The organism is Arthrobacter sp. Soil736 (genome assembly GCF_001428005.1).
In the GTDB taxonomy this organism is placed as follows: Bacteria; Actinomycetota; Actinomycetes; order Actinomycetales; family Micrococcaceae; genus Arthrobacter.
The window spans coordinates 110,739-132,167 of record NZ_LMSB01000008.1 but is presented as its reverse complement, the minus strand read 5'-3'; the positions used below and the strand labels follow the sequence as shown (position 1 = coordinate 132,167).

The following is a 21,429-nucleotide window of genomic DNA, read 5'->3' as shown; positions in this document are numbered from 1 at the left end:
TTTTCTTGAGACGCTCTCTCACCTTCAGCGTCTGAGGTGCAGGAAGTGAGAGAGCGTCCCGGTTTGAGGTGCAGGAAGTGAGAGAGGGTCCCGGTTTGAGATGCAGGATGTGAGAGAGCGTTTGGTTGATGGGAGACTGGATTGGTGACTTCTGAGAACCCGCTGGACCCGCTCAACGCCTATGCAGCCGCCGATGATGCCCCTCTTTCCGAAGGCGACCCCACGGGCGCCCCGGCCGACTCGAAAGCACACAGCGACGCGAAAGCACACAGCGACTCGAAAGCACACAGCGACGCGGACAGCCATGTCAACGCCTCCGCGGATACCATCAGCCGCACCGACGCAGCGCAGGACACACTGACCTCGCTGGGAGCTGCGCGGATCGCCGTCGCGGCGCTGCTCGACGGCGGCGTCCGCTCTGTTGTGGTTGCTCCGGGGTCGCGCTCCGCGCCCATGGCGTACGCTCTGGCCGAGGCGTCGGCGGCCGGGAAGGTGGAGCTGCTGGTCCGGATCGACGAGCGCGCGGCCGGCTTCACCGCCCTGGGCCTCGCCCTGGCGACCGGAGCTCCGGTGGCTGTACTGACCACCTCGGGGACCGCCGTCGGAAACCTCATGCCGGCAGTCATGGAAGCCAACCACGCCGCCGTGCCGCTCGTGGTGGTTTCGGCCGACCGGCCGGAAGAGCTCCGCGGAACCGGTGCCAACCAGACCACTGTCCAGCTGGACCTGTTCGGCGAGCACGTGCGTTTCGCCGTCGATGTTCCCGCCGGCGACAGCCCGCAGCGCGCCGTCGATACGGCCCTGGCCGCGGCCACGGGAGCCTTCGAGGACACGCCGCCCGGGCCCGTCCAGCTCAATCTCGCCTTCCGGGATCCGCTGGTTCCCGAGGCAGGGGAGCGGCTGCCGGAGCAACACGGCCGCGGCACGTTCCGGATCGCAACCGAACCGCTCACCATGACGCTGACCCACGCCACGGCCGACCTTCCGGAGCTGCGCACCGTGGTCCTCGCCGGGCACGACGCCGGGCCCGTCGCCGAAGCCTTCGCCCGCGCCCACGGCCTCCCGCTTCTTGCCGAGCCGTCGTCCAACTCACGCTTCGGCCCGAACGCCGTGGGCCCGTACCGGCTGCTCCTGGAGCACTTCGGACCGGACTCGGTGATGCCGATCGAGCGTGTCGTGGTCTTCGGGCGCCCCACGCTTTCGCGGCCCGTCTCGGCACTGCTGGCCCGGGCCGACGTCCCCGCCGCCCTCTACGAGCCCGTTCCCGTGGCCTGGTACGAGCCCGGCCGGCGCCGCGAAACCCCGATCGCCAGCCTGACCGAACTCGCGGAATTCGCGGGGCGCGGCTCCTCGGCGTGGCTTGATGCCTGGCTGCTCGCCGGCGCCGCTGGCCAGCATGCCCTCGACGGTGTGCTCGCCACGGCCGACGCAGCGACCGGCCCGTCCGTGGGCGCCGTCGTCTGGCAGCACACCCGCGGCCAGCTGGTCCTCGGTTCCTCCAACGGCATCCGCGACGTCGACCTCGCCGGCCAGCCCGCCACCGAACCCGCCGCCACCGTCTTCGCCAACCGCGGCCTCGCCGGCATCGACGGCACCATCTCCACCGCCACGGGCATCGCGCTCGGCGGCCGCCAGGAGACCACCCTGCTTCTTGGCGACGTGACCTTCCTGCACGACGCCGGCGGCCTCCTTCTCGGCGCCGGCGAGGGCGAGCCGCAGCTCCGGATCGTGGTGCTCAATGATTCCGGCGGCGCCATCTTCAGCCTCCTCGAGCACGGCGCGGTGGCGGAGGCAGGCGGCTACGGAGACGCCGTCGAACGCCTCTTCGGCACCCCCCACTCAGTAGACATCGCGGCACTAGCCGCAGCGTACGGCGTCGGGCATTGCGCGGTGAGTACGACGGCGGGACTTGCCGAGGCGCTTGCCGCGCCGTTCGCGGGCCGCACCATCATTGAGGTGCGGACGGACCGGCACGAGCTGCGGGCGCTGCATCGGCGGATCAAGGCGGCGGTCAGCGCAGCCGTGGCGGGCGTGCTCGCGGAGTAGCTTTCCGCCTGGCGACGCGGAAAATACCTGACGCTACGGGAATCCCGTGCGCGCCGGGCAATGTGCGCGTCGCGAAGGAGCGGATTTCCACATAGCCCCAATCGCCGCTGTCCGGCTCTGCCCGGACCTGCGAATGTTCCATTTATGACCGAATTACCCAGGCTGATTCTCGCCCGCGACCACATACAGCACGGGCTGACGCCCAAGGACCTGGCGCGGCGCTCCAGCACCGGTGCGCTGGTCAGGATTCGGCACGGCGTGTACGTGGATGGGACCGCGTGGCATGCCCTCAAACCCTGGGAGCAGTACCGGTTACGGGTGAATGCCGCGGCGGAGACCTGCGGTTCGCCCACGGTGTTTGCCCGCTATTCCGCAGCCAGCGTATGGGGCATTCCGACGGTTGGCCGCCAGGAAGTGGTGCACGCCCTGACCCTCCAGAACGACGGCGGCCGGTCGCGTGCCGGAGTCCGCCGCCACTACGCGGATCCGGCCGGCCTGACGGCGGTCCGGCGCGAAGGACTCTTGGTTACCGGACGGGTGCGCACTGTACTGGATCTCGCTGCGTTCACGTCCTTTGCCGAGGCCATCGTGCCGCTGGACCACGTGCTCAGGCCGGACACGGCGAAGGGGCTCCCGGCTCTGTCCAAGGAAGCGCTTTTGGCTGGTATCGAAGGAAACTACACGTCCGCGGCCGCCCGCAGGATCGCGGTGGCCATTGATTTTGCGGATCCGCTCTCTGGTTCAGCGGGAGAGTCGTATGGCCGTGCCCTCATGAGCGTTAACGGCTTTGAGCCACCGGCCTTGCAGTACGAGGTCCGTGATGCGGATGGGCTCGTTGGCTACGCAGATTACTACTGGCGCGGCGTCCGGGTTGCCGGCGAGTTCGACGGCGTCGACAAGTACTTGAAGCCGGAGTATCTCCGAGGCCGAAGCCCGTCTCAAGCCGTGGTCGATGAAAAGTACAGGGAGGACCGGATCCGGGCGACCGGTCGTGCCGTGGTCCGGTGGGTCTGGTCGGACCTGATGACGCCAGGACGGCTGGAACGGAAGCTGGCGGCGGCCGGCGTGCCCCGCCGTCGTGCACGTTCAGCAGGCTGATGCGCAAATCACCCCGTGACGCGCAAATGCCCTGTCGCTACCGGAATTCCAGTAGCGTCAGGGCATTTGCGCAGCGCGGAAGCGAAGAAGCCTACTCCGTGATCTCGATGTGCGTCGGGTCCAGCACGCGCTTGAGGAATTCCTTGGTGCGACCCTGGGTCGGGCTGCTGATGACGTGTTCGGCCACGCCTTCCTCCACCACCACGCCGCCGTCCATGAAGACCACGCGGTCCGCCACTTCGCGGGCGAAGCCCATCTCGTGCGTGACCACCAGCATGGTCATGCCTTCCTTGGCCAGGTTCCGCATGACGGAGAGCACGTCGCCCACCGTCTCCGGGTCCAGGGCCGAGGTGGGCTCGTCGAAGAGCATCAGCTCCGGGTCCATGCTCAGCGCCCGGGCAATGGCCACGCGCTGCTGCTGGCCGCCGGACAACTGGTCCGGGAAACGGTCCGCGAGGTGCCCCAGACCCACGCGGTCAAGGTTGGCGTGGGCCACCTTGTCCGCTTCGGCCTGGGAGCGCTTGAGCACCTTGGTCTGCGCGATAGTGCAGTTTCGCAGCGCGTTCAGGTGGGGGAACAGGTTGAACTGCTGGAACACCATGCCCACTTTGCGGCGCATCTTGTCGATGTCCACGTCCAGGTCGGTGGCCTCGAAGCCGCCCACGTGGATGGTGCCCTCGTTGGGCTGCTCCAGCAGGTTGACGCAGCGCAGCAGCGTGGACTTGCCGGAACCGGACGGTCCGATCAGGCAGACAACCTCGCCCGGGGCAACGTCCAGGCTGATGCCCTTGAGGACCTCGTTGAAGCCGTACGACTTGCGCAGGTCCTTGATGGAGACCCCTGCGGCTTGGACAGGCCCGGTGTGGTTGCGGGAGGGAATTACGACGTCGTTCATTGTCTTCTCAGCCTAACGCTTGGTCCGCGCGGAGCGGCTTTCGAACTTCCGGGCCAGCAGGCTCAGCGGGATGGTGATCACCAGGTAGAACGCGCCGGCCACCAGGAGCGGCGTGAGGCCCGCGCCCAGGCTGGAGATGCCGTCGCGGCCGAACTTGGTGAGCTCGTACTGCGCGGTGGTGAGGCCCAGCACGTAGATCAGCGAGGAGTCCTTGGTCAGCAGGATGACCTCGTTGGTCAGCGGCGGCAGCACGATCCGGAAGGCCTGCGGGATCACGATGGTGACCATGGCCCGCCACATCGGCATGCCAAGGGACCGTGCGGCTTCCATCTGTCCCTTGGGAACGGCCTGCAGGCCCGCGCGGAGTGTCTCGGCGATGTAGGCGGAGGCCACCATGCCGAGGGACACCATCACCACGACGGTGACGTCCCAGGAGACACCAAAGGCCAGGGGCACGCCGTAGCCGAACGCAATGAACACGAGCAGCGCAGGGACGCCGCGGAAGAACTCGATGTAGCCGGTGGCGATCCAGCGGTACAGGGGGAAGGTGGAAAGCTTCATCAGTGCCAGCAGGAGGCCGCCGGACAGGCCGACGACAAACGCCAATGCGGTGTAGATCAGGGTGTTCTTCAGGCCCACCACGATGATTCCGGGGAACATCGGGCCGAGCTTGCCGAAGTTGAAGACGCTGTTGCCGACGGTCTTCCAGTCCGTGGCCAGAATCAGCGCGGCCATGGCCACGAAGAAGATTCCGGCCTGGATGTACAGACTGACTTTGGCTCGTTGACGTGCGGTCATTGCCATGGTGTGCTCACATTCGTTTTGCGCAGTTGAGGCCCCGCACGGACTGCTGAGCAGATCCTGAACGGGGCCTCGGCTGCGAAGGTCTCAGGCCGAAGCGCTGGCTTACTTGGCTGCTTCGCCGAACCAGGTGGTCTCGAACTTCTTCAAAGAGCCGTCGTCGGTCAGGCGCTTGAGGGTGGCGTTGACCTGATCGGCCATGGCGGTGTTGCCCTTCTTGATCGCGATGCCCAGCTTCTCACCGGTGGCGTAGTTTTCGACGCGCTTCATCTTGGAATCGTCCTTGATGGCGTAGCCGAGAACTGACTGGTTGCCGAGCGCGGCGTCGATGGTGCCTGCTTTGAGTGCCTGGACCAGGAGTCCGGTGTCCTCGAACTGCTGCGCGTCGAGGCCCTTGTCCTTGGCGTACTGGGCACCGGTGGTGGCCTGCTGGACGCCCACCTTCTTGCCCTTGGCGCTGTCGATGTTGGTGATGCCGGAAGCCTCGGTGGCAACCAGGGTCAGGTCATCGTTCAGGTACGGGCTGGAGAAGTCCATGACGGCCTTGCGGGTGTCCGTGATGGAGATGGAGGAGATCGAGACGTCGCACTGCGTCAGGGCTGTCCCGGTTTCGATGGCCTCGAAGGAGCTGTCCACCACGTTGAGCTCCGCCTTCATGTCCTTGGCGAGCTCGGCCGCGATGTCCATGTCGAAGCCGACGTTCTTGCCGTCCTTCTGGAATTCGAACGGCTCGTAGGGGATGTCCGAGCAGACAGTGAGCTTGCCGGCGTTAATGAGCTGAACGCTGCCAGGGGTGCTGGTTGCCGCCGGAGCTGTTCCGCCACCGCCGCATGCGGTGAGGCTGAGGGCCCCGACAGCGAGGATTGCGGCAGCCTTGGCGCTGAGCTTGGCCGTGGCAAGGGACTTGAGCTGCATGTTTCTTACCTTTTGTTGCAGGAGTATGCGGGACTAAAGCGGTTTATAGTGTAGCTCTGAATAAGAGATGTGCATCACAGAAAACTTAGTTTCACTATTGGATAACTAAATCACACCGGATTTCAAGACCTTGGCACCCTCGCGTGTCTGGAATCCCGGACTCTTGTCAATCTACGCCACCCCGTCCACATAGCCCAGCCCCACGCCGGCATTGCCGGCGGCCAGGCCTAGTTGCTGATGCCCAGTGATTCCAGCATCGGGCGGAACTTGGCCCACGTCTCCGCCAGTTCGGCCTCCGGATGCGATCCCTCGACTATTCCGCAGCCGGCATATAACCGGACGGTGTTCGGCGATTCGATGACGGCGCCGCGCAGGGCGATGCCCCATTCGCCGTTCCCCGCGGCATCGAGCCACCCCACCGGCCCGGCGTACGGCCCGCGGTCCAGGTGCTCGAGTTTGCGGATCAGGGCGCCGGCCACCTGCGTCGGGGTGCCGCACACGGCCGCCGTGGGGTGGAGTGCATTGATCAGGGCAAGGCATGTGGGGACGTGCCCCTCCACCTCGGTGAGCTCTGCCTTGACGTCCGATGCCAGATGCCACACATTGGGCAGCTCCAGGATGAACGGTTCGCTGTGCGCGTTCATGGCCTCGGAGAAGGGCGCGAGCTGGGTGGTCAGCGACTGGATCGCGATCTCGTGTTCGTGCCGCTGCTTCTCGGACCCGGCGAGGACCCGCTCGGCATAGTCCAGGGGCAGCCCGGACTCGCCCACGGCGTCGCGGCGGTCCAGCGTTCCCGCCAGCACGCGCGCCTGGGCCGTGCGGCCCTCCACCTGGATCAGCATCTCCGGCGTGGCACCCACGAGTCCGTCCACGCCGTACGTCCAGCATTCGCGGTACCGCACGGCAAGCTGCCGCAGCACCTCCGCCGCATTGACGCCGTCGGGCAGCGTGGCCACCACGTCCCGGGCCAGCACCAGCTTTTCCAGACGTCCCGTGCGGATCTCGGCAACACCCGCGGCGACGGCGGCCATCCAGTCCGCTTCGCTCAGGGACCCGGTCGCCAGCGTGGCGGGCTCGGGAAGTACGACGGCGGCACCCGCCTCCGCTAGCATCCCGCCTCCGGGGACGGCAACGCCGTCGGAAGCGGCAGCGCCCGCCGGCGACTCCAGCCACCCCTTCAGCGCGGCGAGGGCGCCCGCTTCGGTGAGTTCGCCGTCGTCGGCCTTGATCTGGGTGAGCCAGGTGCGGCCGTCGCGGACGCCCACCACGATCTCCGGCACGATCAGCCGGGACTCATGGGCGGAAACCTTGGAGAACGCGAACGAGCCGAACGCGACCGGGCCGGTGCCGGGGCACTCCACGTGGTCGGTGATGTCGGCCTCGATGACCAGGTGCCGCCACCAGATGTCCGCCTCGAGGAACCGTTCGGGTCCCGTGGCGGTGAACCGGGCCACCTCGCCGAAGCCCACCAGGCCGGCCTCCCGGCGGGTCCAGCAGAGGACATCGTCCCGCACCAGATACGACGGCAGCCCCCCGGGAGTCGATTCTCCATCCAAAGGGACTGTCAAGGTGCGGAGCGTTCTGGTCATGATGGGTCAACAGTACTCCGCGCGGCAAACTTCGGTAGAAATCAGCAACTTCGGCCGCTCGCTGCGCCGGGCCTGCCTTTTCCCGCCGGCTTCCCGCCGGCGGCGGCAAGTACCTGACGGTAGATTCGGGTAGATTGTCAGGGTGAACCGAGCATCCTTGGATAAGCGTCCGGACGAAGTAGCCACGATGTTTGACGACGTCGCACCGAAGTACGACGTCGTCAACGATGTCCTGTCAATGGGGCAGACGCGCCGGTGGCGCAAGGTTGTGGTCGAGGCCATGGATATGCGGCCCGGCCAGCGCGTGCTGGACCTGGCGGCCGGAACGGGCACCTCCAGCGAGCCATATGCCGATGCCGGCATAGACGTGGTGGCCTGCGACTTCTCCCTCGGCATGCTCAAGGTGGGCAAGCGCCGCCGCCCGGACATCGACTTCATCGCCGGGGACGCGACCAACCTCCCGTTCGCGGACAACACCTTCGACGCCAGCACCATCTCCTTCGGCCTGCGCAACGTCAACGAGCCCAAGAAGGCCCTGGCCGAGATGCTCCGCGTGACCAAGCCCGGCGGCAAGGTGGTCATCGCCGAGTTCTCCCAGCCCGTGGTCCCGCTGTGGCGCACCATGTACACCGAATACCTCATGCGGGCCCTCCCGGCCATCGCCGTCAAGGTGTCCTCGAACCCGGACGCCTACGTCTACCTCGCCGAGTCCATCCGCGCCTGGCCGGACCAGAACCACCTCGCCGCATGGCTGCAGGAATCCGGCTGGGAGGACGTCACCTACCGCAACCTGAGCGGAGGCATCGTGGCGGTCCACCGCGCCCACAAGCCCCTTGATTCAGCGCCCGACGGCGGGACTGCCGCCATTGCCGCCCACACCGGCCCGGTGGCCAAGCTGCGCCGCAACATCCCGCGTTCCGCCCGCTGACACTGTGAAGGTACTGATTGTCGGCGCGGGTCCGGCCGGATCCACCGCCGCGTATTACCTCGCCAAGGCCGGCGTTGACGTCACGGTGCTGGAAAAGACCAGCTTTCCGCGCGAAAAGGTGTGCGGCGACGGCCTCACGCCGCGGGCTGTCCGGGAGATCCAGAAGCTCGGCCTGCCGCACCACGAAGCGGACGGCTGGCGCCGGAACAAGGGCCTTCGCCTGATCGCCGGCGGCCGCTCCATCGAACTGCCCTGGCCCGAGGTGTCCGACTTTCCGCAGTACGGGCTGATCCGCACCCGGCTCGGCTTCGACGAGGAACTGGCCCGCCACGCCCAGGCCGCGGGCGCCGTCGTGCTGGAACGCCACAGCGTCACCGAAGCGCTCCGCGGCGAGGACGGCCGCGTGGCCGGCGTCCGCGCAGCGCTCCTGGACGAGTCCGGGCGCAAGACGGGCGAGACGCTCGACTTTACGGCCGACGTCGTCCTCGCAGCGGACGGAAACTCCACCCGCACCGCCGTGTCCCTCGGCATCCAGAAGCGCGACGACCGCCCCCTCGGCGTCGCCGTGCGCACCTACTTCACCTCCCCGCGCCATGACGACGACTGGATGGAAGGCTGGCTGGAGCTCCCCGGCCGCGACGGCAAGCTCCTGCCCGGCTACGGCTGGGTGTTCGGCGTGGGCGACGGCACGTCCAACGTGGGCCTCGGCATCCTCAACTCGTCCAAGGAATTCGGCAAGCTGGACTATAAGCAGGTGCTCCGCGAGTGGACCGCCGGCATGCCCGCCGAATGGGGTTTCACGCCGGAAAACCAGGTGGGCGAGATCCGCGGCGCCGCCCTGCCCATGGGCTTCAACCGTACGCCGCACTACTCGCCCGGCCTGCTGCTCCTCGGCGACGCCGGCGGCATGGTGTCCCCGTTCAACGGCGAGGGCATCTCGTACGCCATGGAGTCCGCCCGCTTTGCGGCCGAGTTCATCATCGACTGCACCGCCCGCTCCGCTTCTGCCGGGTGGGCCACGGCCGACGCCGACGCCCGCCTCGCGGGGTACGCGGACTATGTGCGCGGGCAGTGGGGATCGCACTTCACGCTGGGCCGGGCCTTTGCCGCGCTGATCGGCAAGCCCGCGGTGATGAAGCTCGCGCTGCGGACCGGAATGCCCATCCCGGTGCTCATGCGCTTCGTGGTCCGGCTCCTGGCCAACCTGACCGATCCGGCCGCCAAGGGCTTCGAGGACCGCGTGATCCGGGTCCTGGAACTGCTGGTGCCCGCCACGTCCAATACGTCTGCCCATGCCCCGTCAGGCCTCAAATCAGCGGTTTCCGCAACAAAAAGTTAGGGTTAACCCGTGACCAACTCCGCGAACCACAGCTGGACGCACGCCGGGCATGGCCTGCCGGCCTCCGAACCCAGCCTCAACACCACCGCCATCGCCACCGGGCTCCAGCTGCCGGCAGGCTTCGCGGCCATCGCGGGGGACCCCGAACTCGGGCCTGCGATCACCAACAACCTGGCCCGCGTGGAAAAGAAGCTGCGCGAAGCCATCGCCAACTCCGACCCCCTGGCTGACGCAACGTCGCGTCACCTGGTGGAAGCCGGCGGCAAGCGCATCCGCCCCCTGCTGACCCTGCTCTGCGCGCACCTCGGCGACGCCTCGCGGCCCGCGGTGGTGCAGGCCGCGGTCGTCGTGGAACTGACCCACCTCGCCACGCTGTACCACGACGACGTCATGGACTCCGCGCCCTTCCGCCGCGGCGCCCCCACGGCGCACGAGGTCTGGGGCAACTCCGTGGCCGTCCTCACCGGCGACCTCATCTTCGCCCGCGCCTCCATCCTCGTGTCCGAGCTGGGCTCCCGCGCCCTGGGCATCCAGGCCCGCACCTTCGAGCGGCTGTGCCTGGGCCAGCTGCACGAAACCGTGGGCCCTCGCCCGGACGAGGACCCGGTGGAGCACTACCTGTCGGTCATCGCGGACAAGACCGGCTCCCTGGTGGCGGCCTCGGGCCAGCTCGGTGCGATCTTTGCCGGCGCCGACGAAGCCTACGAGGATGTCCTGGTGCAGTACGGCGAGAAAGTCGGCGTGGCCTTCCAGCTGGCCGACGACGTCATCGACGTCACCGGCGTCAAGGTCAAGTCCGGCAAGTCCCCGGGGACCGACCTGCGCGAAGGCGTCCCCACCCTGCCGGTGCTGCTCCTGCGCAACGCCGCGACGCAGGGCGACCAGTCCGCCGTCGAGCTTCTCAAGCTGATCGACGGCGACCTCTCCTCCGACGAAGCCCTCGCCGAAGCCGTGGCCGGCCTGCGCGAGCACCCCGTGACCGCGGAGTCCTGGGTTGTAGCCCGAGCCTGGGCCGACGACGCCATCGCCGCGCTGGCGCCGCTGCCCGAGGGCGTTGTGAAGGATTCGCTGACCAGCTTCGCCCGGGCCGTGGTGGACCGCGCGAGCTAGGGCCTTCGCCTCCCGGGAGGCTTGAACCGGGCAGGCTTAAACGGAACGGCGCCGGTTCCCTGCAGCGTTACGAGTCATACGCTGCATGGAACCGGGGCCGTTTCTCCGTTCGCATCAGATCCACCGGAGGCATTTAGTGGATCCGTGAAACTGTCTATGACAGGTTTGTCACACAATTCAAATCTGTTGTTAACGGGCGTGTCACAATGCTGCTCCTGTGTCGCCGCCGTCCTGACCCTGTTTGGTCTCCGTCCTGAAAGGACACGCCGACGGGACGGCGCGCCGTCGGCAGTTGGCCGCGAAAGTGGGTCACGACGGACTTGGTTTGTGCACATAGGCAAGTAAATGGCTCCCCATCGCCGCCGAGCAAGGGGACCGTGGGGTGATGGACCTTGCAACCTTCCTGGCACGACGCGGCGGAGCGGCCCGCAGGAGCGACCTCCTGCGCGCCGGCTTCCTACGACCCACGCTCGAGGCCGCCGTCGACGCCGGCCGCCTGTACCGGCCGCTACGTGGTGTGTACTCTCTGCGCAACGCGGACGACGGCGTCCTGGCCGCCTTTAGGGCGAACGGTCGGCTCACGTGCGTGTCCGCAGCGCGGTTCTACAGTCTGTGGGCCCTGCATCCACCGCAAGAAGTGCACCTGAGCTGCGGCAACGGTGTTCCAAAGACGGGAGTGATCGACCATGCGCCGTGTACGCACGACCCAGACCCTGCTTATCCTGTGGCGGGTCTCGCCGATGTGCTCCTTCATGCCGTGAGGTGCCTGCCGGAGCTCGAAGCGCTGGCCCTGGTACAGTCAGCCACCGGCCGAGGCCAGATTTCCGCCGACTTCCTACGGAGCAAACTCGTTGGGAACAGGAACGGACGCGGCCGCGCGGTGCTGGCTCTGCTGATCCCCCGGGCAGACTCCGTGCTGGAGATACTGGCCCACACGCATTTTGTCCGCGCCGGCCTCAACGTCCGCATGCACGTCCACCTACCGGGGGTGGGCGAGGTGGATTGCCTGGTTGAGGAATGTCTGGTGGTGGAGCTGGACGGCTCCACGCATTTTGAACCGCGGCAGGTCAAGAAGGATCAGCGGCGGAACAACGCCGGCATGCTCGGGGGCCATCTCACGCTTCGCTATTACTACGACGACGTGGTTCATCACCCCGAGGCCATGGTGGAACAGGTCCTAGCGGTGCTGCGTCTGCGGGCATTGGGCAGGTTCGCGCCAGACTGGTGAGCGCCTCCCACGGGTGAGTGCCGCCGTCGTGACCCTCTTTGCCGCAGCTAGGCCCAGGACACGCACGCTCAGCGGCGAGTCGCGGCCCCTCGGCGGCCAAACAAGGTCAGGACGGCGCGAGGTGCAGGAAGGCCCGCGGAAGGGTCAGTCGTCGTCCTCGTTGAAGGCCCAGTCGAACATGTCGAACACGAACTCCGAGAAGGTGCCTTCTTCGCTCTTCCATTGGCCGCGGAGGTTGTTGCGGCGGTACACGATGGGGTCCGGGACGCTGAGGTCGCCCACGCGGAAGCCCCAGGTGAACTGCTCTCCCTCGTCCTCAAGGAACATAAGGAAGCCGTCGTCGTCCACTTCGAGTTCCTCGGGGTCCCAGAAGTAGTGGTAGGCCTCCATGAGGTCCTCGCAGCCGCCGAGGGCCAGGTAGAACTCGCGGAGCACGAGCGGGATGGTGAACTGATGCTCGGCAAGTGCGGAATCGAGCTCCTCGGCGGGCAGCCCGTCCTCTTCCTGCCATTCGTCTTCGAGATACTTCGGAACTAGCGCGCGGAACTTCTCGAGGAACATGTCAGTCATGGCTCTTATCCTAGCTAATCCCGGCCCCTCGAATTCCCGGTGTCCAGCCCCAGCCGGTGCCACCCGCGAACGGCCAGCGGAACGTGCCACGAGCGGCGCCAGGCCAGCACGCGGAAGGTGAAGACAATGGCCGCCACGGCGCACGCGGTCAACGCATTGAATGAACCCGAAACCCACAGCACGGCGGTCAGCGCGGCGCCCGTCAACGCGGGCAGGGCGTAAAGGTCCCTGGCATCGAACAGCTGGGGCACCTCATTGGCCGTGATGTCGCGCAGCAGGCCGCCGCCCACCGCCGTCGTGACCCCCAACAGCACCGCCGCAACGGGATTCATCCCGGAGGACAGCGCCTTGAGCGTGCCCGTAATGCAGAACAGGGCCAGGCCGCCGGCGTCGAACAGGGTCAGCAGCGACGTGAAGCGCTGGACGCTGGAGAACAGGAAATACACCAGCACCGTCGCGAGCAGCGGCGGCGCGAGGTAGGCCGGGTTGGTGAAGGCGGCGGGCGGCCCGGTGTTGATGATGATGTCGCGGATCACGCCGCCGCCCAGCGAAACGAGGGAGGCGAGCAGGAGGGAACCGATGATGTCGAACTGTTTCCGCGCCGCGAGCAGGGAGCCGGAGACCGCGAAGAAGAAGACGCCGGCCAGGTCCAGCCATACCAGGGCGATGTCAAAAGGGAATGTCATGGAGCGTCCCGGCGAATTCAAGGGGCGGACAGTGCGGCTCCAACGTTACGCTAGCCCCTATGAACAGCCCGATCATGATCGCTTGTGCCCACGGGACCTCCAACGCCCAGGGAGCCGCCGAGGTCAACGCCCTCCGCGACGCCATCGCCGCACTCCGCCCCGGGCTCGACGTCCGCGAAGCCTATGTGGACGTGCAGCAGCCCGATCTGGTGGACGTGGTGGCGGGGCTTCCCGAGGCTCCCGGCGGCGGGGGAGAGGGCGCGCCGGCAGCCTCCGCGGTTGTGGTGCCGCTCCTGCTGAGTGTGGGATACCACGTGAAGGTGGATATCGCCCGGGCCGTCAAGAGCCGGCCGGGGACCCTCGCCGCCGCACCGCTTGGGCCTGACCCCCGCCTAGCCGCACTGCTGGACCAGCGGCTCCGCGAGGCCGGCGTGACGGACAATGACGCGATCGTCCTGGCCGCTGCCGGCTCCTCGAACCCCAACGCCGCGCTCAGCGTCGAGAAGCTCGCCGAACAGCTCGGAGCCCTCCGGTCCAACCGGATCGTGGCCGCCTATGGCGCATCCGCCAAGCCTTCAGTGCCCGAGGCCGTTGCCATGCTCCGCGAGGAGGCTGCGGGCGGTGCCGGGGCGGGGGAGTCCGCCGGGGCAGTGGACCTGGGCGGCCGGGTGGTTGTTGCGTCGTACCTCCTCGCGCCGGGCTTCTTCCACGACCAGCTGGCCAAGGCGGGCGCGGACCTCGTGACGGCGCCGCTGTTGCCGTCGCCGGTGCTGGCGGAGATTGCGCTGGAGCGTTACGACTCTGCGCTGGCCGCACACGCGGCCGCCGCCTGACGCCGCGCCGCCGAAGCACAGCCCGGCGCCCCGTTCAAGGCCCATCGGCGATTCATGACGAAATATTTCCCTAGGTGACTTAGCGTTTCCGGGGCCTTTGTGGCGGGTTTCGGGGCGGCCCTACAGTCGATGCATGACTGATACAGCTCTAGCCGGAGCGGCCACGGACAAGCCCGCGCGCCCAGCCCGTGCCTCCCGCCCCGCCGCAAAGCCTCACGGCCAGTGGAAGGTGGACGGAACCACCCCGCTGAATGCCAACGAAACCTGGAAGCAGGAAGACGACGGCCTCAACGTCCGCGAGCGTATCGAGTCCATCTATTCCAAGGACGGCTTCGACTCCATCCCGGGCCAGGACCTGCACGGACGCTTCCGCTGGTGGGGCCTCTACACCCAGCGCAAGCCCGGGATCGACGGCGGCAAGACCGCCACGCTTGAGCCGCACGAGCTCGAAGACAAGTACTTCATGCTGCGCGTGAGGATCGACGGCGGTGCGCTCACCACCGAGCAACTGCGCGTCATCGGCAACATCTCGGTCGACTTCGCCCGGGACTCCGCCGACCTCACCGACCGCCAGAACATCCAGCTGCACTGGATCCGCGTGGAGGACATCCCCGAGATCTGGACCCGGCTTGAGGGAGTGGGCCTGTCCACCACCGAAGCCTGCGGCGACGTCCCGCGCGTCATCCTGGGCTCCCCGGTGGCCGGCATCGCCAAGGACGAGATCATCGACCCCACCCCGCTCATCGCCGAGCTGGGCGAACGGTTCATCGGTAACCCGCTGCTGTCCAACCTGCCGCGCAAGTACAAGACCGCCATCACCGGCCACCCCAGCCAGGACGTGGTGCACGAGATCAACGACTTCGCCCTGGTTGGCGTCAAGCACCCTGAACTCGGCGTGGGCTACGACCTCTGGGCCGGCGGCGCGCTGTCCACCAACCCCATGCTGGGCAAGCGCCTCGGCGCCTTCGTCACACCCGAGCAGGCAGCCGACGTGTGGCTCGGCGTCACCAGCATCTTCCGCGACTACGGCTACCGCCGCATGCGCACCAAGGCGCGCCTGAAGTTCCTGATGGCCGACTGGGGACCCGAAAAGTTCCGCCAGATCCTTGAGGACGAATACCTCGGCTACAAGCTGGCCGACGGCCCCGCCGCGCCCAAGCCGACCACCCCGGGCGACCACGTGGGCGTGCACGAGCAGAAGGACGGCAAGTTCTTCATCGGCGCCACCCCGCTGGCCGGCCGGCTCTCCGGCACGCAGCTGGTGAAGCTCGCGGACACCCTCGAGGCCCGCGGCTCGCGCCGCCTGCGCACCACCCCGCACCAGAAGCTCGTTGTGCTGGACGTCCCCAAGGACGAAGTTGAGCCGCTCGTGGCAGAGCTCGACGCCCTGGGCCTCTCCGCCCGGCCGTCCGTGTTCCGCCGCGGCACCATCGCCTGCACCGGCATCGAGTACTGCAAGCTGGCCATCGTGGAGACCAAGGTCACCGCGGCCACGGCCGTCGCCGAACTGGAGCGCCGCCTCGCCGACCTCGCGGACAGCGGCCAGCTGCCCCACGCGCTGTCCCTGCACATCAACGGCTGCCCCAACTCCTGCGCCCGCATCCAGACCGCGGACATCGGACTCAAGGGCATGATGCTCCCCACACCCGACGGCGATCCCAGCCCCGGTTTCCAGGTCCACCTGGGCGGCGGGCTGGCTTCGTCGGACCGCGAAGAGGCCGGCCTCGGACGTACCGTCCGCGGCCTGAAGGTGTACGTTGCGGACCTGCCGGACTACGTTGAGCGGGTTGTCCGCAAGTTCGTGGCGGAGCGCGCCGAAGGCCAGACCTTCGCCGAATGGGCCCACGCGGCGGACGAAGAGGCACTCCAGTGAATCCCCAGCCACTCCCCAACCTCGCAAGCTCGGCCGGGGACCCCGGTGGCCGTGGCCCCTCTTTAGGAACTGACCCGGTGGCGGAGCCCGCAGCCTCGGTGGTTGAGCCTGTCGAAACCCCGAACTCGACCAGCGTGCCCAAGCGCTCCGTCGAGGAGCTCAAGGCCCTGGCCGAGGCCGGCGCCGCCGAGCTCGGCTGGGATGCCCCCGCCCGCGACGTGATCGCCTGGGTGGAGCGAAACTTCGAGATGCCCGCCGTGGCTGTGGCCTGCTCCATGGCCGACGCCGTCCTGCCAGCGCTCGTCGCGGACCAGATTCCCGGCGTCGACGTCCTGTTCCTGGAGACCGGCTACCACTTCCCGGAGACCTACGCCACGCGCGACGAGGTGGCCGCGAACCTCCGTGTCAACGTGGTGGACGTGCTTCCGGAGAACACCGTGGAGCAGCAGGACCGGCTCCTGGGCAAGGACCTCTTCGCCCGCGACGCCGCCCAGTGCTGCGCGCTCCGCAAGGTGGCCCCGCTCCGCCGCACCCTGGCCGGCTACGAACTCTGGTTCACCGGGGTGCGCCGCGACGAAGCCCCCACCCGCACCAACACCCCGCTGATCACCTGGGACGAAGCCAACGGCCTGGTTAAGGTCAACCCGGTGGCGGCCTGGAGCTTCGACCAGCTGGTGCAGTACTCCGACGACAACCTCCTTCCCGTCAACCCGCTGCTTTCACAGGGCTACCCGTCCATTGGCTGCCAGCCCTGCACACGCAAGGTAGCGCCCGGCGATGACCCCCGCGCCGGCCGCTGGGCAGGATCCGACAAGACAGAATGCGGACTACACGTATGAGCACTTTCCTAACTGAGGAGCCCACCCAGGTGACTGACGCAGCCGTTTCAACGCGCCTCTCAAGCCTGGACACCCTCGAATCCGAGGCCATCCACATCATCCGCGAAGTCGTCGCCGAGTTCGAGAAGCCTGCGCTGCTGTTCTCCGGCGGCAAGGACTCCGTGGTGATGCTGCACCTCGCCACCAAGGCCTTCTGGCCGGGCAAGGTTCCCTTCCCCGTGCTGCACGTGGACACCGGCCACAACTTCCCCGAGGTCATCGACTTCCGCGACCGCACCGTTGAGCGCCTGGGCCTGAAGCTGGTTGTTGGCTCCGTCCAGGAGTTCATCGACCGCGGCGAGCTGGCCGAGCGTGCCGACGGCACCCGCAACCCGCTGCAGACCGTCCCGCTGCTGGACGCCATCCAGTCCAACAAGTTCGACGCCGTCTTCGGCGGCGGCCGCCGTGACGAGGACAAGGCCCGCGCCAAGGAGCGAATCCTGAGCCTCCGCGACGAGTTCGGCCAGTGGGACCCGCGCAACCAGCGCCCCGAGCTGTGGAACCTGTACAACGGCCGCCACACCGTGGGCCAGCACGTCCGCGCGTTCCCCATCAGCAACTGGACCGAACTGGACGTCTGGCGCTACATCGAGCGCGAGAACATCGAACTGCCCGGTCTGTACTACGCCCACGACCGCGAGGTCTTTGCCCGCGACGGCATGTGGCGCGCAGTGGGCGAGGTCTCCCAGCCCCGCCCCGATGAGGAAGTCATCACCAAGACCGTCCGCTACCGGACCGTGGGCGACATGTCCTGCACCGGTGCAGTTGAGTCAGCTGCCGCCACGGTGCGCGACGTCGTCATTGAAGTTGCCGCCTCCACCATCACCGAACGTGGCGCCACCCGTGCGGACGACCGCATCTCCGAGGCCGCCATGGAAGACCGCAAGAAGGATGGCTATTTCTAATGAGCACCGAAATCGACACCGCCCGCGCGGCTGCCCTTCTTGACGAGGCTCCGCTCGCCCACGCCTCACTATTCCGCTTCGCCACCGCCGGATCGGTCGACGACGGCAAGTCCACCCTCGTGGGCCGCCTCCTGCACGACTCCAAGGCGATCCTGGCTGACCAGCTCGACGCTGTTGCCCGCACCTCCGCGGACCGCGGGTTCGGCGGATCGGCCGGCGGCATCGACCTGGCGCTCCTGACCGACGGCCTGCGTGCCGAGCGCGAGCAGGGCATCACCATCGACGTCGCCTATCGCTACTTCGCCACGGACCGCCGCAGCTTCATCCTCGCGGACTGCCCCGGGCACGTTCAGTACACCAAGAACACGGTGACCGGCGCGTCCACTGCGGATGCCGTCGTCGTACTCATTGACGCCCGCAAGGGTGTCCTGGAGCAGACCCGCCGGCACCTTTCCGTGCTGCAGCTGCTGCGCGTGGCCCACGTGATCGTGGCCGTGAACAAGATCGACCTGGTGGACTTCAGCGAATCGGTGTTCCGCGAGATCGAAGCCGACGTCCAGCAGGTGGGCCGCGAGCTCGGCCTGGGTTCGGACGGCATCACCGATCTCCTGGTGGTTCCGGTTTCCGCGCTCGACGGCGACAACGTGGTGGAGCGCTCGGAGCGCACCCCCTGGTACACCGGGCCGGCCCTGCTCGAGGTGCTCGAGACCCTGCCCGCCGCCGACGAGCTGGAAAGCCACCTGGAGAGCTTCCGCTTCCCGGTGCAGCTGGTGGTCCGGCCGCAGGGGGCGCTGGCTCCCGACGCGGTTGCTGGCGGACTCGACGTGGAGAAGTACCGTGATTACCGCGCTTACGCCGGGCAGATCACCGAAGGCTCGGTCAAGGTGGGGGACAAGGTCAGCGTGCTGACCCCCGGCCAGGACCCGCGCACCACCACCGTGATCGGCATCGACTTCGCGGGTGCGGAGCTGGCCGAGGCCGCGGCTCCGCAGTCCGTGGCACTTCGCCTGGCTGACGAGTTCGACGTCGCCCGCGGTGACACGATCGCCGCAGCCGGCACCGTCCGCGAAAGCTCGGCCGACCTCTACGCCGCACTGTGCTGGCTGTCCCCGAAGCCGCTCCGCGAGGGCGCCAAGGTGCTGGTCAAGCACGGCACCCGCACGGTGCAGGCGCTGGTCCGCAGCGTCAGCGGCAAGCTGGACCTCGCCACCTTCAAGCTCGAGGGCGCGTCCAGTCTGGAACTCAACGACATCGGCCACGCGCAGCTCCGGCTCGCCGCACCGCTGCCGCTGGAGAACTACCTGCACCACCGCCGCACCGGCGCGTTTCTGGTGATCGATCCACTGGACGGCAACACCCTGGCCGCCGGCCTGGTCAACGACCACCCGGGTGACCACGAGGACGAGCGCTACTCGATCTGATCGCTTGGCGACTGAGGAAGGCCCCGGCCCGGAATTATCCGGACCGGGGTCTTCCTGCATTCCCGCACCACCGGCCTTGCCCCGCATGACCGGCCCTGCCCCGCTCGACCGGTGCTGCCCCGGGCCGTTCGTGCGGGCGAGGGCCGGTTAGGCGCAGTGTGGGTGCGGGAAGGACCTGGCGCGCCAACGCCGGCCGCGCCAAGGCCGGCCGCGCCAAGGCCGGCCGCGCCAAGGCCGGCCGCGCCCACATGTTCCGACCCGCTTGAACAGTCCCGCCCCGCACGACCGGCCCTGCCCCGCTTGACCGGTGCTATCCCGGGCCGTTCGTGCGGGCGAGGGCCGGTTAGGCGAAGTGTGGGTGCGGGATACGACCTGGTGCGGGAAGGAACTGGTGCGCTTAGGCTGGCCGCGCCGCACATGTCCCGCCCCACACGACCCGCCCCGCACGACCCGACCGGCCTCACCCCGCTTGACCGGCCCTGCCCCGCATGACCGGCCCTGCCCCGGGCCGTTCGTGCGGGCTAGGGCCGGTTATGCGAAAGTGTGGGTGCGGGAAAGGACTTGGCGCCAAGGCCGGCCGAGTGTTGACACAGCCCGGGGCGTGGGCGATAGTCTCGCCCTGATCCAGCTGGGCCATAGCAGCCAGGACCCAACGGTCAGCAGGAGAGGAAATCGTGGAAACCATCAACAGCCGGCTCATCAACTGGGCATCCATCCTAGATGCCAAGACCCGTGAGCAGGCCGTGGCAACCTCCCGGCTGCCCTTCATCTACCCGCATCTGGCGCTGATGCCGGACGCACACCTTGGCAAGGGCGCCACGGTCGGATCCGTCATCCCCACCCTCGGCGCCATCATCCCGGCCGCCGTCGGCGTGGACATCGGCTGCGGCATGATCGCGGTGAGGACCCAGTACTCGGTGAAGGACCTGCCCCGCGACCGGAAGTGGCTGCGTGAGGCCATTGAGCGTGCCATTCCGCTGTCCGCCGGCCACAACAACCGGAAGGTCGCAGCCACGGCAGCACCGCGGATCGCCGAGCTGCATAAGCTGGCCGCGCAGGCGGGATTCAACCCCGCCCAGTACACCGGGAAATGGGAACTGCAGCTTGGCTCGCTCGGATCGGGCAACCACTTCATTGAGGTGTGCGCGGATGAGACGGACGCCGTCTGGCTGTTCCTGCACTCGGGCTCGCGGGGCGTGGGCAACAAGATCGCGCAGCACCACATCAGGGTGGCACAGGGCGTGGTCCGGCAGAATCGCGTCACACTGCCGGACCCGGACCTCGCCTACCTGGAGGAGGGAACGCCCGAGTTCACCCGGTACATCAAGGAGCTGCGGTGGGCCCAGCACTTCGCCCTGCTGAACCGCGAGGAAATGATGGACCGCGTCATCCGGCAGTTCAGCGACTGGGTGGGCGGCAGCGTGAAGGAGAGGGAGCGGATCAACTGCCACCACAATTTCACCCAGCAGGAGACCCACTACGGCAAGTCCGTCTGGGTGTCCCGGAAGGGCGCGATTCGGGCCGAAGCCGGGGACCCTGGCCTGATTCCCGGGTCCATGGGCACGGCGTCGTACGTGGTGGAGGGACTCGGCAATGCCGTCTCGCTAAATTCCTCGCCTCACGGCGCCGGGCGGGAGTACTCCCGGACGGCGGCCCGCAAGACGTTCTCGCTGGCGGAGCTGAAGGAGGCCATGCACGGCATCGAGTTCCGTGCCACCGAGGCCTTCATCGATGAGATTCCCGCGGCGTACAAGCCGATCGACGTCGTGATGCGTGACGCCAAAGACCTGGTCAAGGTGCGCCACCGTTTGCGGCAGCTCATCAATGTCAAGGGGGACTGAGCCCTAAAATCCAGGGATCGCCGGGGCATGGAGATTTGTGTGGCCGAATGTGACGCTGCATGAACCTGCATGACCCCCGGTTTCCGGCTCATTGAACCGGGTTTATCACACTCCCTATGGTGAATCCATGACTAGTTCCAGGCCGGGTATGACCCGCATTGAGGCCGGCGACAGCCAAGTGCCCAAGCGCAGGCGCACCCTGGAGATCGCCCTGGCCCTTGGTTTGGTCCTGTTGATCAGCGTGGGCGCCATAGTGGCCTCGGCTGTGTCGCGGGGTTCGGACGCCACCGCCGCGTCAACGTCCCCCGCCGGCCCGGCCGCGGAGTTGAAGCTGGGCTACTTCGGCAACATCACGCACGCCGCCGCGTTGGTGGGCGTGAAGCAGGGCTTCATCAAAGAGAACCTGGGCAGCACGAAGCTGTCCACGCAGGTGTTCAACGCCGGCCCCGCGGCGATCGAGGCGCTGAACGCCG

18 protein-coding genes and 1 pseudogene are annotated in these 21,429 nt (G+C 67.7%); 13 read left to right on the top strand and 6 right to left on the bottom strand.

Annotated elements, in window-relative coordinates; genetic code table 11:
- Nucleotides 1-327: 327 nt before the first annotated feature.
- Nucleotides 328-2,046, top strand: coding sequence for a 2-succinyl-5-enolpyruvyl-6-hydroxy-3-cyclohexene-1-carboxylic-acid synthase (menD, locus tag ASG92_RS06925; RefSeq protein WP_056626379.1), 1,719 nt, complete (start codon nt 328-330; stop codon nt 2,044-2,046).
- A 144-nt stretch (nt 2,047-2,190) separates the two neighbouring features.
- Entirely contained in the window at nt 2,191-3,144 is a 954-nt protein-coding gene (locus ASG92_RS06920) for a type IV toxin-antitoxin system AbiEi family antitoxin domain-containing protein (protein WP_056626301.1), read from the top strand.
- Between the two features lie 91 nt (nt 3,145-3,235).
- Here the strand turns inward: ASG92_RS06920 and ASG92_RS06915 are convergent, their stop codons facing one another.
- From ASG92_RS06915 to ASG92_RS06900, 4 genes are all read right to left on the bottom strand, one after another.
- Nucleotides 3,236-4,039, bottom strand: coding sequence for an amino acid ABC transporter ATP-binding protein (locus ASG92_RS06915; protein ID WP_056626300.1), 804 nt, complete (start codon nt 4,037-4,039; stop codon nt 3,236-3,238).
- A 12-nt stretch (nt 4,040-4,051) separates the two neighbouring features.
- Nucleotides 4,052-4,843, bottom strand: a complete 792-nt coding sequence (locus ASG92_RS06910) for an amino acid ABC transporter permease (protein WP_056626297.1) — start codon at nt 4,841-4,843, stop codon at nt 4,052-4,054.
- Nucleotides 4,844-4,945: 102 nt separating this feature from the next.
- The gene (locus ASG92_RS06905; protein WP_056626295.1) at nt 4,946-5,755 is read right to left on the bottom strand and encodes an ABC transporter substrate-binding protein; all 810 of its coding nucleotides are present in this window, start codon (nt 5,753-5,755) and stop codon (nt 4,946-4,948) included.
- Between the two features lie 227 nt (nt 5,756-5,982).
- Nucleotides 5,983-7,344, bottom strand: a complete 1,362-nt coding sequence (locus ASG92_RS06900) for an isochorismate synthase (RefSeq protein ID WP_056626294.1) — start codon at nt 7,342-7,344, stop codon at nt 5,983-5,985.
- 142 nt (nt 7,345-7,486) lie between these two features.
- On the opposite strand from ASG92_RS06900, the gene ASG92_RS06895 reads away from it, so the two are divergent.
- From ASG92_RS06895 to ASG92_RS06880, 4 genes are all read left to right on the top strand, one after another.
- Nucleotides 7,487-8,272 (top strand): demethylmenaquinone methyltransferase, encoded by a 786-nt coding sequence (locus tag ASG92_RS06895; protein ID WP_082579353.1) that lies wholly within the window; start codon nt 7,487-7,489, stop codon nt 8,270-8,272.
- Nucleotides 8,273-8,276: 4 nt separating this feature from the next.
- A complete protein-coding gene (locus ASG92_RS06890) occupies nt 8,277-9,611 on the top strand; it encodes a geranylgeranyl reductase family protein (protein WP_056626290.1) in 1,335 nt (444 codons plus the stop codon).
- Between the two features lie 9 nt (nt 9,612-9,620).
- Nucleotides 9,621-10,721, top strand: a complete 1,101-nt coding sequence (locus tag ASG92_RS06885) for a polyprenyl synthetase family protein (protein ID WP_056626288.1) — start codon at nt 9,621-9,623, stop codon at nt 10,719-10,721.
- Nucleotides 10,722-11,106: 385 nt separating this feature from the next.
- Nucleotides 11,107-11,949 carry a type IV toxin-antitoxin system AbiEi family antitoxin domain-containing protein gene (locus ASG92_RS06880; protein ID WP_056626286.1) on the top strand — a complete coding sequence of 281 codons (843 nt, stop codon included), beginning with the start codon at nt 11,107-11,109 and terminating at the stop codon, nt 11,947-11,949.
- Between the two features lie 144 nt (nt 11,950-12,093).
- On the opposite strand, the gene ASG92_RS06875 is transcribed toward ASG92_RS06880, so the two are convergent.
- Both ASG92_RS06875 and ASG92_RS06870 read right to left on the bottom strand, forming a co-directional pair.
- Complete coding sequence (locus tag ASG92_RS06875; protein WP_056626284.1) at nt 12,094-12,519, bottom strand: hypothetical protein; 426 nt, start codon at nt 12,517-12,519, stop codon at nt 12,094-12,096.
- A 14-nt stretch (nt 12,520-12,533) separates the two neighbouring features.
- Nucleotides 12,534-13,205 carry a trimeric intracellular cation channel family protein gene (locus tag ASG92_RS06870; RefSeq protein ID WP_056626283.1) on the bottom strand — a complete coding sequence of 224 codons (672 nt, stop codon included), beginning with the start codon at nt 13,203-13,205 and terminating at the stop codon, nt 12,534-12,536.
- A 59-nt stretch (nt 13,206-13,264) separates the two neighbouring features.
- Between ASG92_RS06870 and ASG92_RS06865 the strand changes: the two genes are divergently transcribed.
- The 7 genes and pseudogenes from ASG92_RS06865 to ASG92_RS29620 form a co-directional block, all read left to right on the top strand.
- Nucleotides 13,265-14,038 carry a CbiX/SirB N-terminal domain-containing protein gene (locus ASG92_RS06865; protein ID WP_056626281.1) on the top strand — a complete coding sequence of 258 codons (774 nt, stop codon included), beginning with the start codon at nt 13,265-13,267 and terminating at the stop codon, nt 14,036-14,038.
- A 133-nt stretch (nt 14,039-14,171) separates the two neighbouring features.
- Nucleotides 14,172-15,911: a nitrite/sulfite reductase gene (locus ASG92_RS06860; RefSeq protein WP_056626279.1), complete on the top strand. Its 1,740-nt coding sequence runs from the start codon at nt 14,172-14,174 to the stop codon at nt 15,909-15,911.
- A gap of 98 nt (nt 15,912-16,009) precedes the next feature.
- Nucleotides 16,010-16,750, top strand: a complete 741-nt coding sequence (locus tag ASG92_RS06855; RefSeq protein ID WP_056626377.1) for a phosphoadenylyl-sulfate reductase — start codon at nt 16,010-16,012, stop codon at nt 16,748-16,750.
- Complete coding sequence (cysD, locus tag ASG92_RS06850) at nt 16,747-17,694, top strand: sulfate adenylyltransferase subunit CysD (protein ID WP_056626278.1); 948 nt, start codon at nt 16,747-16,749, stop codon at nt 17,692-17,694. The genes ASG92_RS06855 and cysD overlap by 4 nt, the downstream gene beginning before the upstream one ends.
- Complete coding sequence (locus ASG92_RS06845) at nt 17,694-19,115, top strand: GTP-binding protein (RefSeq protein ID WP_056626276.1); 1,422 nt, start codon at nt 17,694-17,696, stop codon at nt 19,113-19,115. The genes cysD and ASG92_RS06845 overlap by 1 nt, the downstream gene beginning before the upstream one ends.
- Before the next feature lie 674 nt (nt 19,116-19,789).
- Entirely contained in the window at nt 19,790-20,956 is a 1,167-nt protein-coding gene (locus ASG92_RS06840; RefSeq protein ID WP_056626275.1) for an RtcB family protein, read from the top strand.
- A gap of 127 nt (nt 20,957-21,083) precedes the next feature.
- A pseudogene (locus ASG92_RS29620) lies at nt 21,084-21,429 on the top strand (sulfonate ABC transporter substrate-binding protein); the annotation flags it as partial.

Bases quoted from the DNA above. Each gene is read 5' to 3' on its own strand.
- ASG92_RS06880 (WP_056626286.1), top strand. From the start codon at position 11,107: ATGGACCTTGCAACCTTCCTGGCACGACGCGGCGGAGCGGCCCGCAGG.
- cysD (WP_056626278.1), top strand. From the start codon at position 16,747: ATGAGCACTTTCCTAACTGAGGAGCCCACCCAGGTGACTGACGCAGCC.
- ASG92_RS06875 (WP_056626284.1), bottom strand. From the start codon at position 12,519: ATGACTGACATGTTCCTCGAGAAGTTCCGCGCGCTAGTTCCGAAGTAT.
- ASG92_RS06920 (WP_056626301.1), top strand. From the start codon at position 2,191: ATGACCGAATTACCCAGGCTGATTCTCGCCCGCGACCACATACAGCAC.
- ASG92_RS06900 (WP_056626294.1), bottom strand. From the start codon at position 7,344: ATGACCAGAACGCTCCGCACCTTGACAGTCCCTTTGGATGGAGAATCG.
- ASG92_RS06845 (WP_056626276.1), top strand. From the start codon at position 17,694: ATGAGCACCGAAATCGACACCGCCCGCGCGGCTGCCCTTCTTGACGAG.
- ASG92_RS06905 (WP_056626295.1), bottom strand. From the start codon at position 5,755: ATGCAGCTCAAGTCCCTTGCCACGGCCAAGCTCAGCGCCAAGGCTGCC.
- ASG92_RS06870 (WP_056626283.1), bottom strand. From the start codon at position 13,205: ATGACATTCCCTTTTGACATCGCCCTGGTATGGCTGGACCTGGCCGGC.
- ASG92_RS06860 (WP_056626279.1), top strand. From the start codon at position 14,172: ATGACTGATACAGCTCTAGCCGGAGCGGCCACGGACAAGCCCGCGCGC.
- ASG92_RS06865 (WP_056626281.1), top strand. From the start codon at position 13,265: ATGAACAGCCCGATCATGATCGCTTGTGCCCACGGGACCTCCAACGCC.
- ASG92_RS06910 (WP_056626297.1), bottom strand. From the start codon at position 4,843: ATGGCAATGACCGCACGTCAACGAGCCAAAGTCAGTCTGTACATCCAG.
- ASG92_RS06915 (WP_056626300.1), bottom strand. From the start codon at position 4,039: ATGAACGACGTCGTAATTCCCTCCCGCAACCACACCGGGCCTGTCCAA.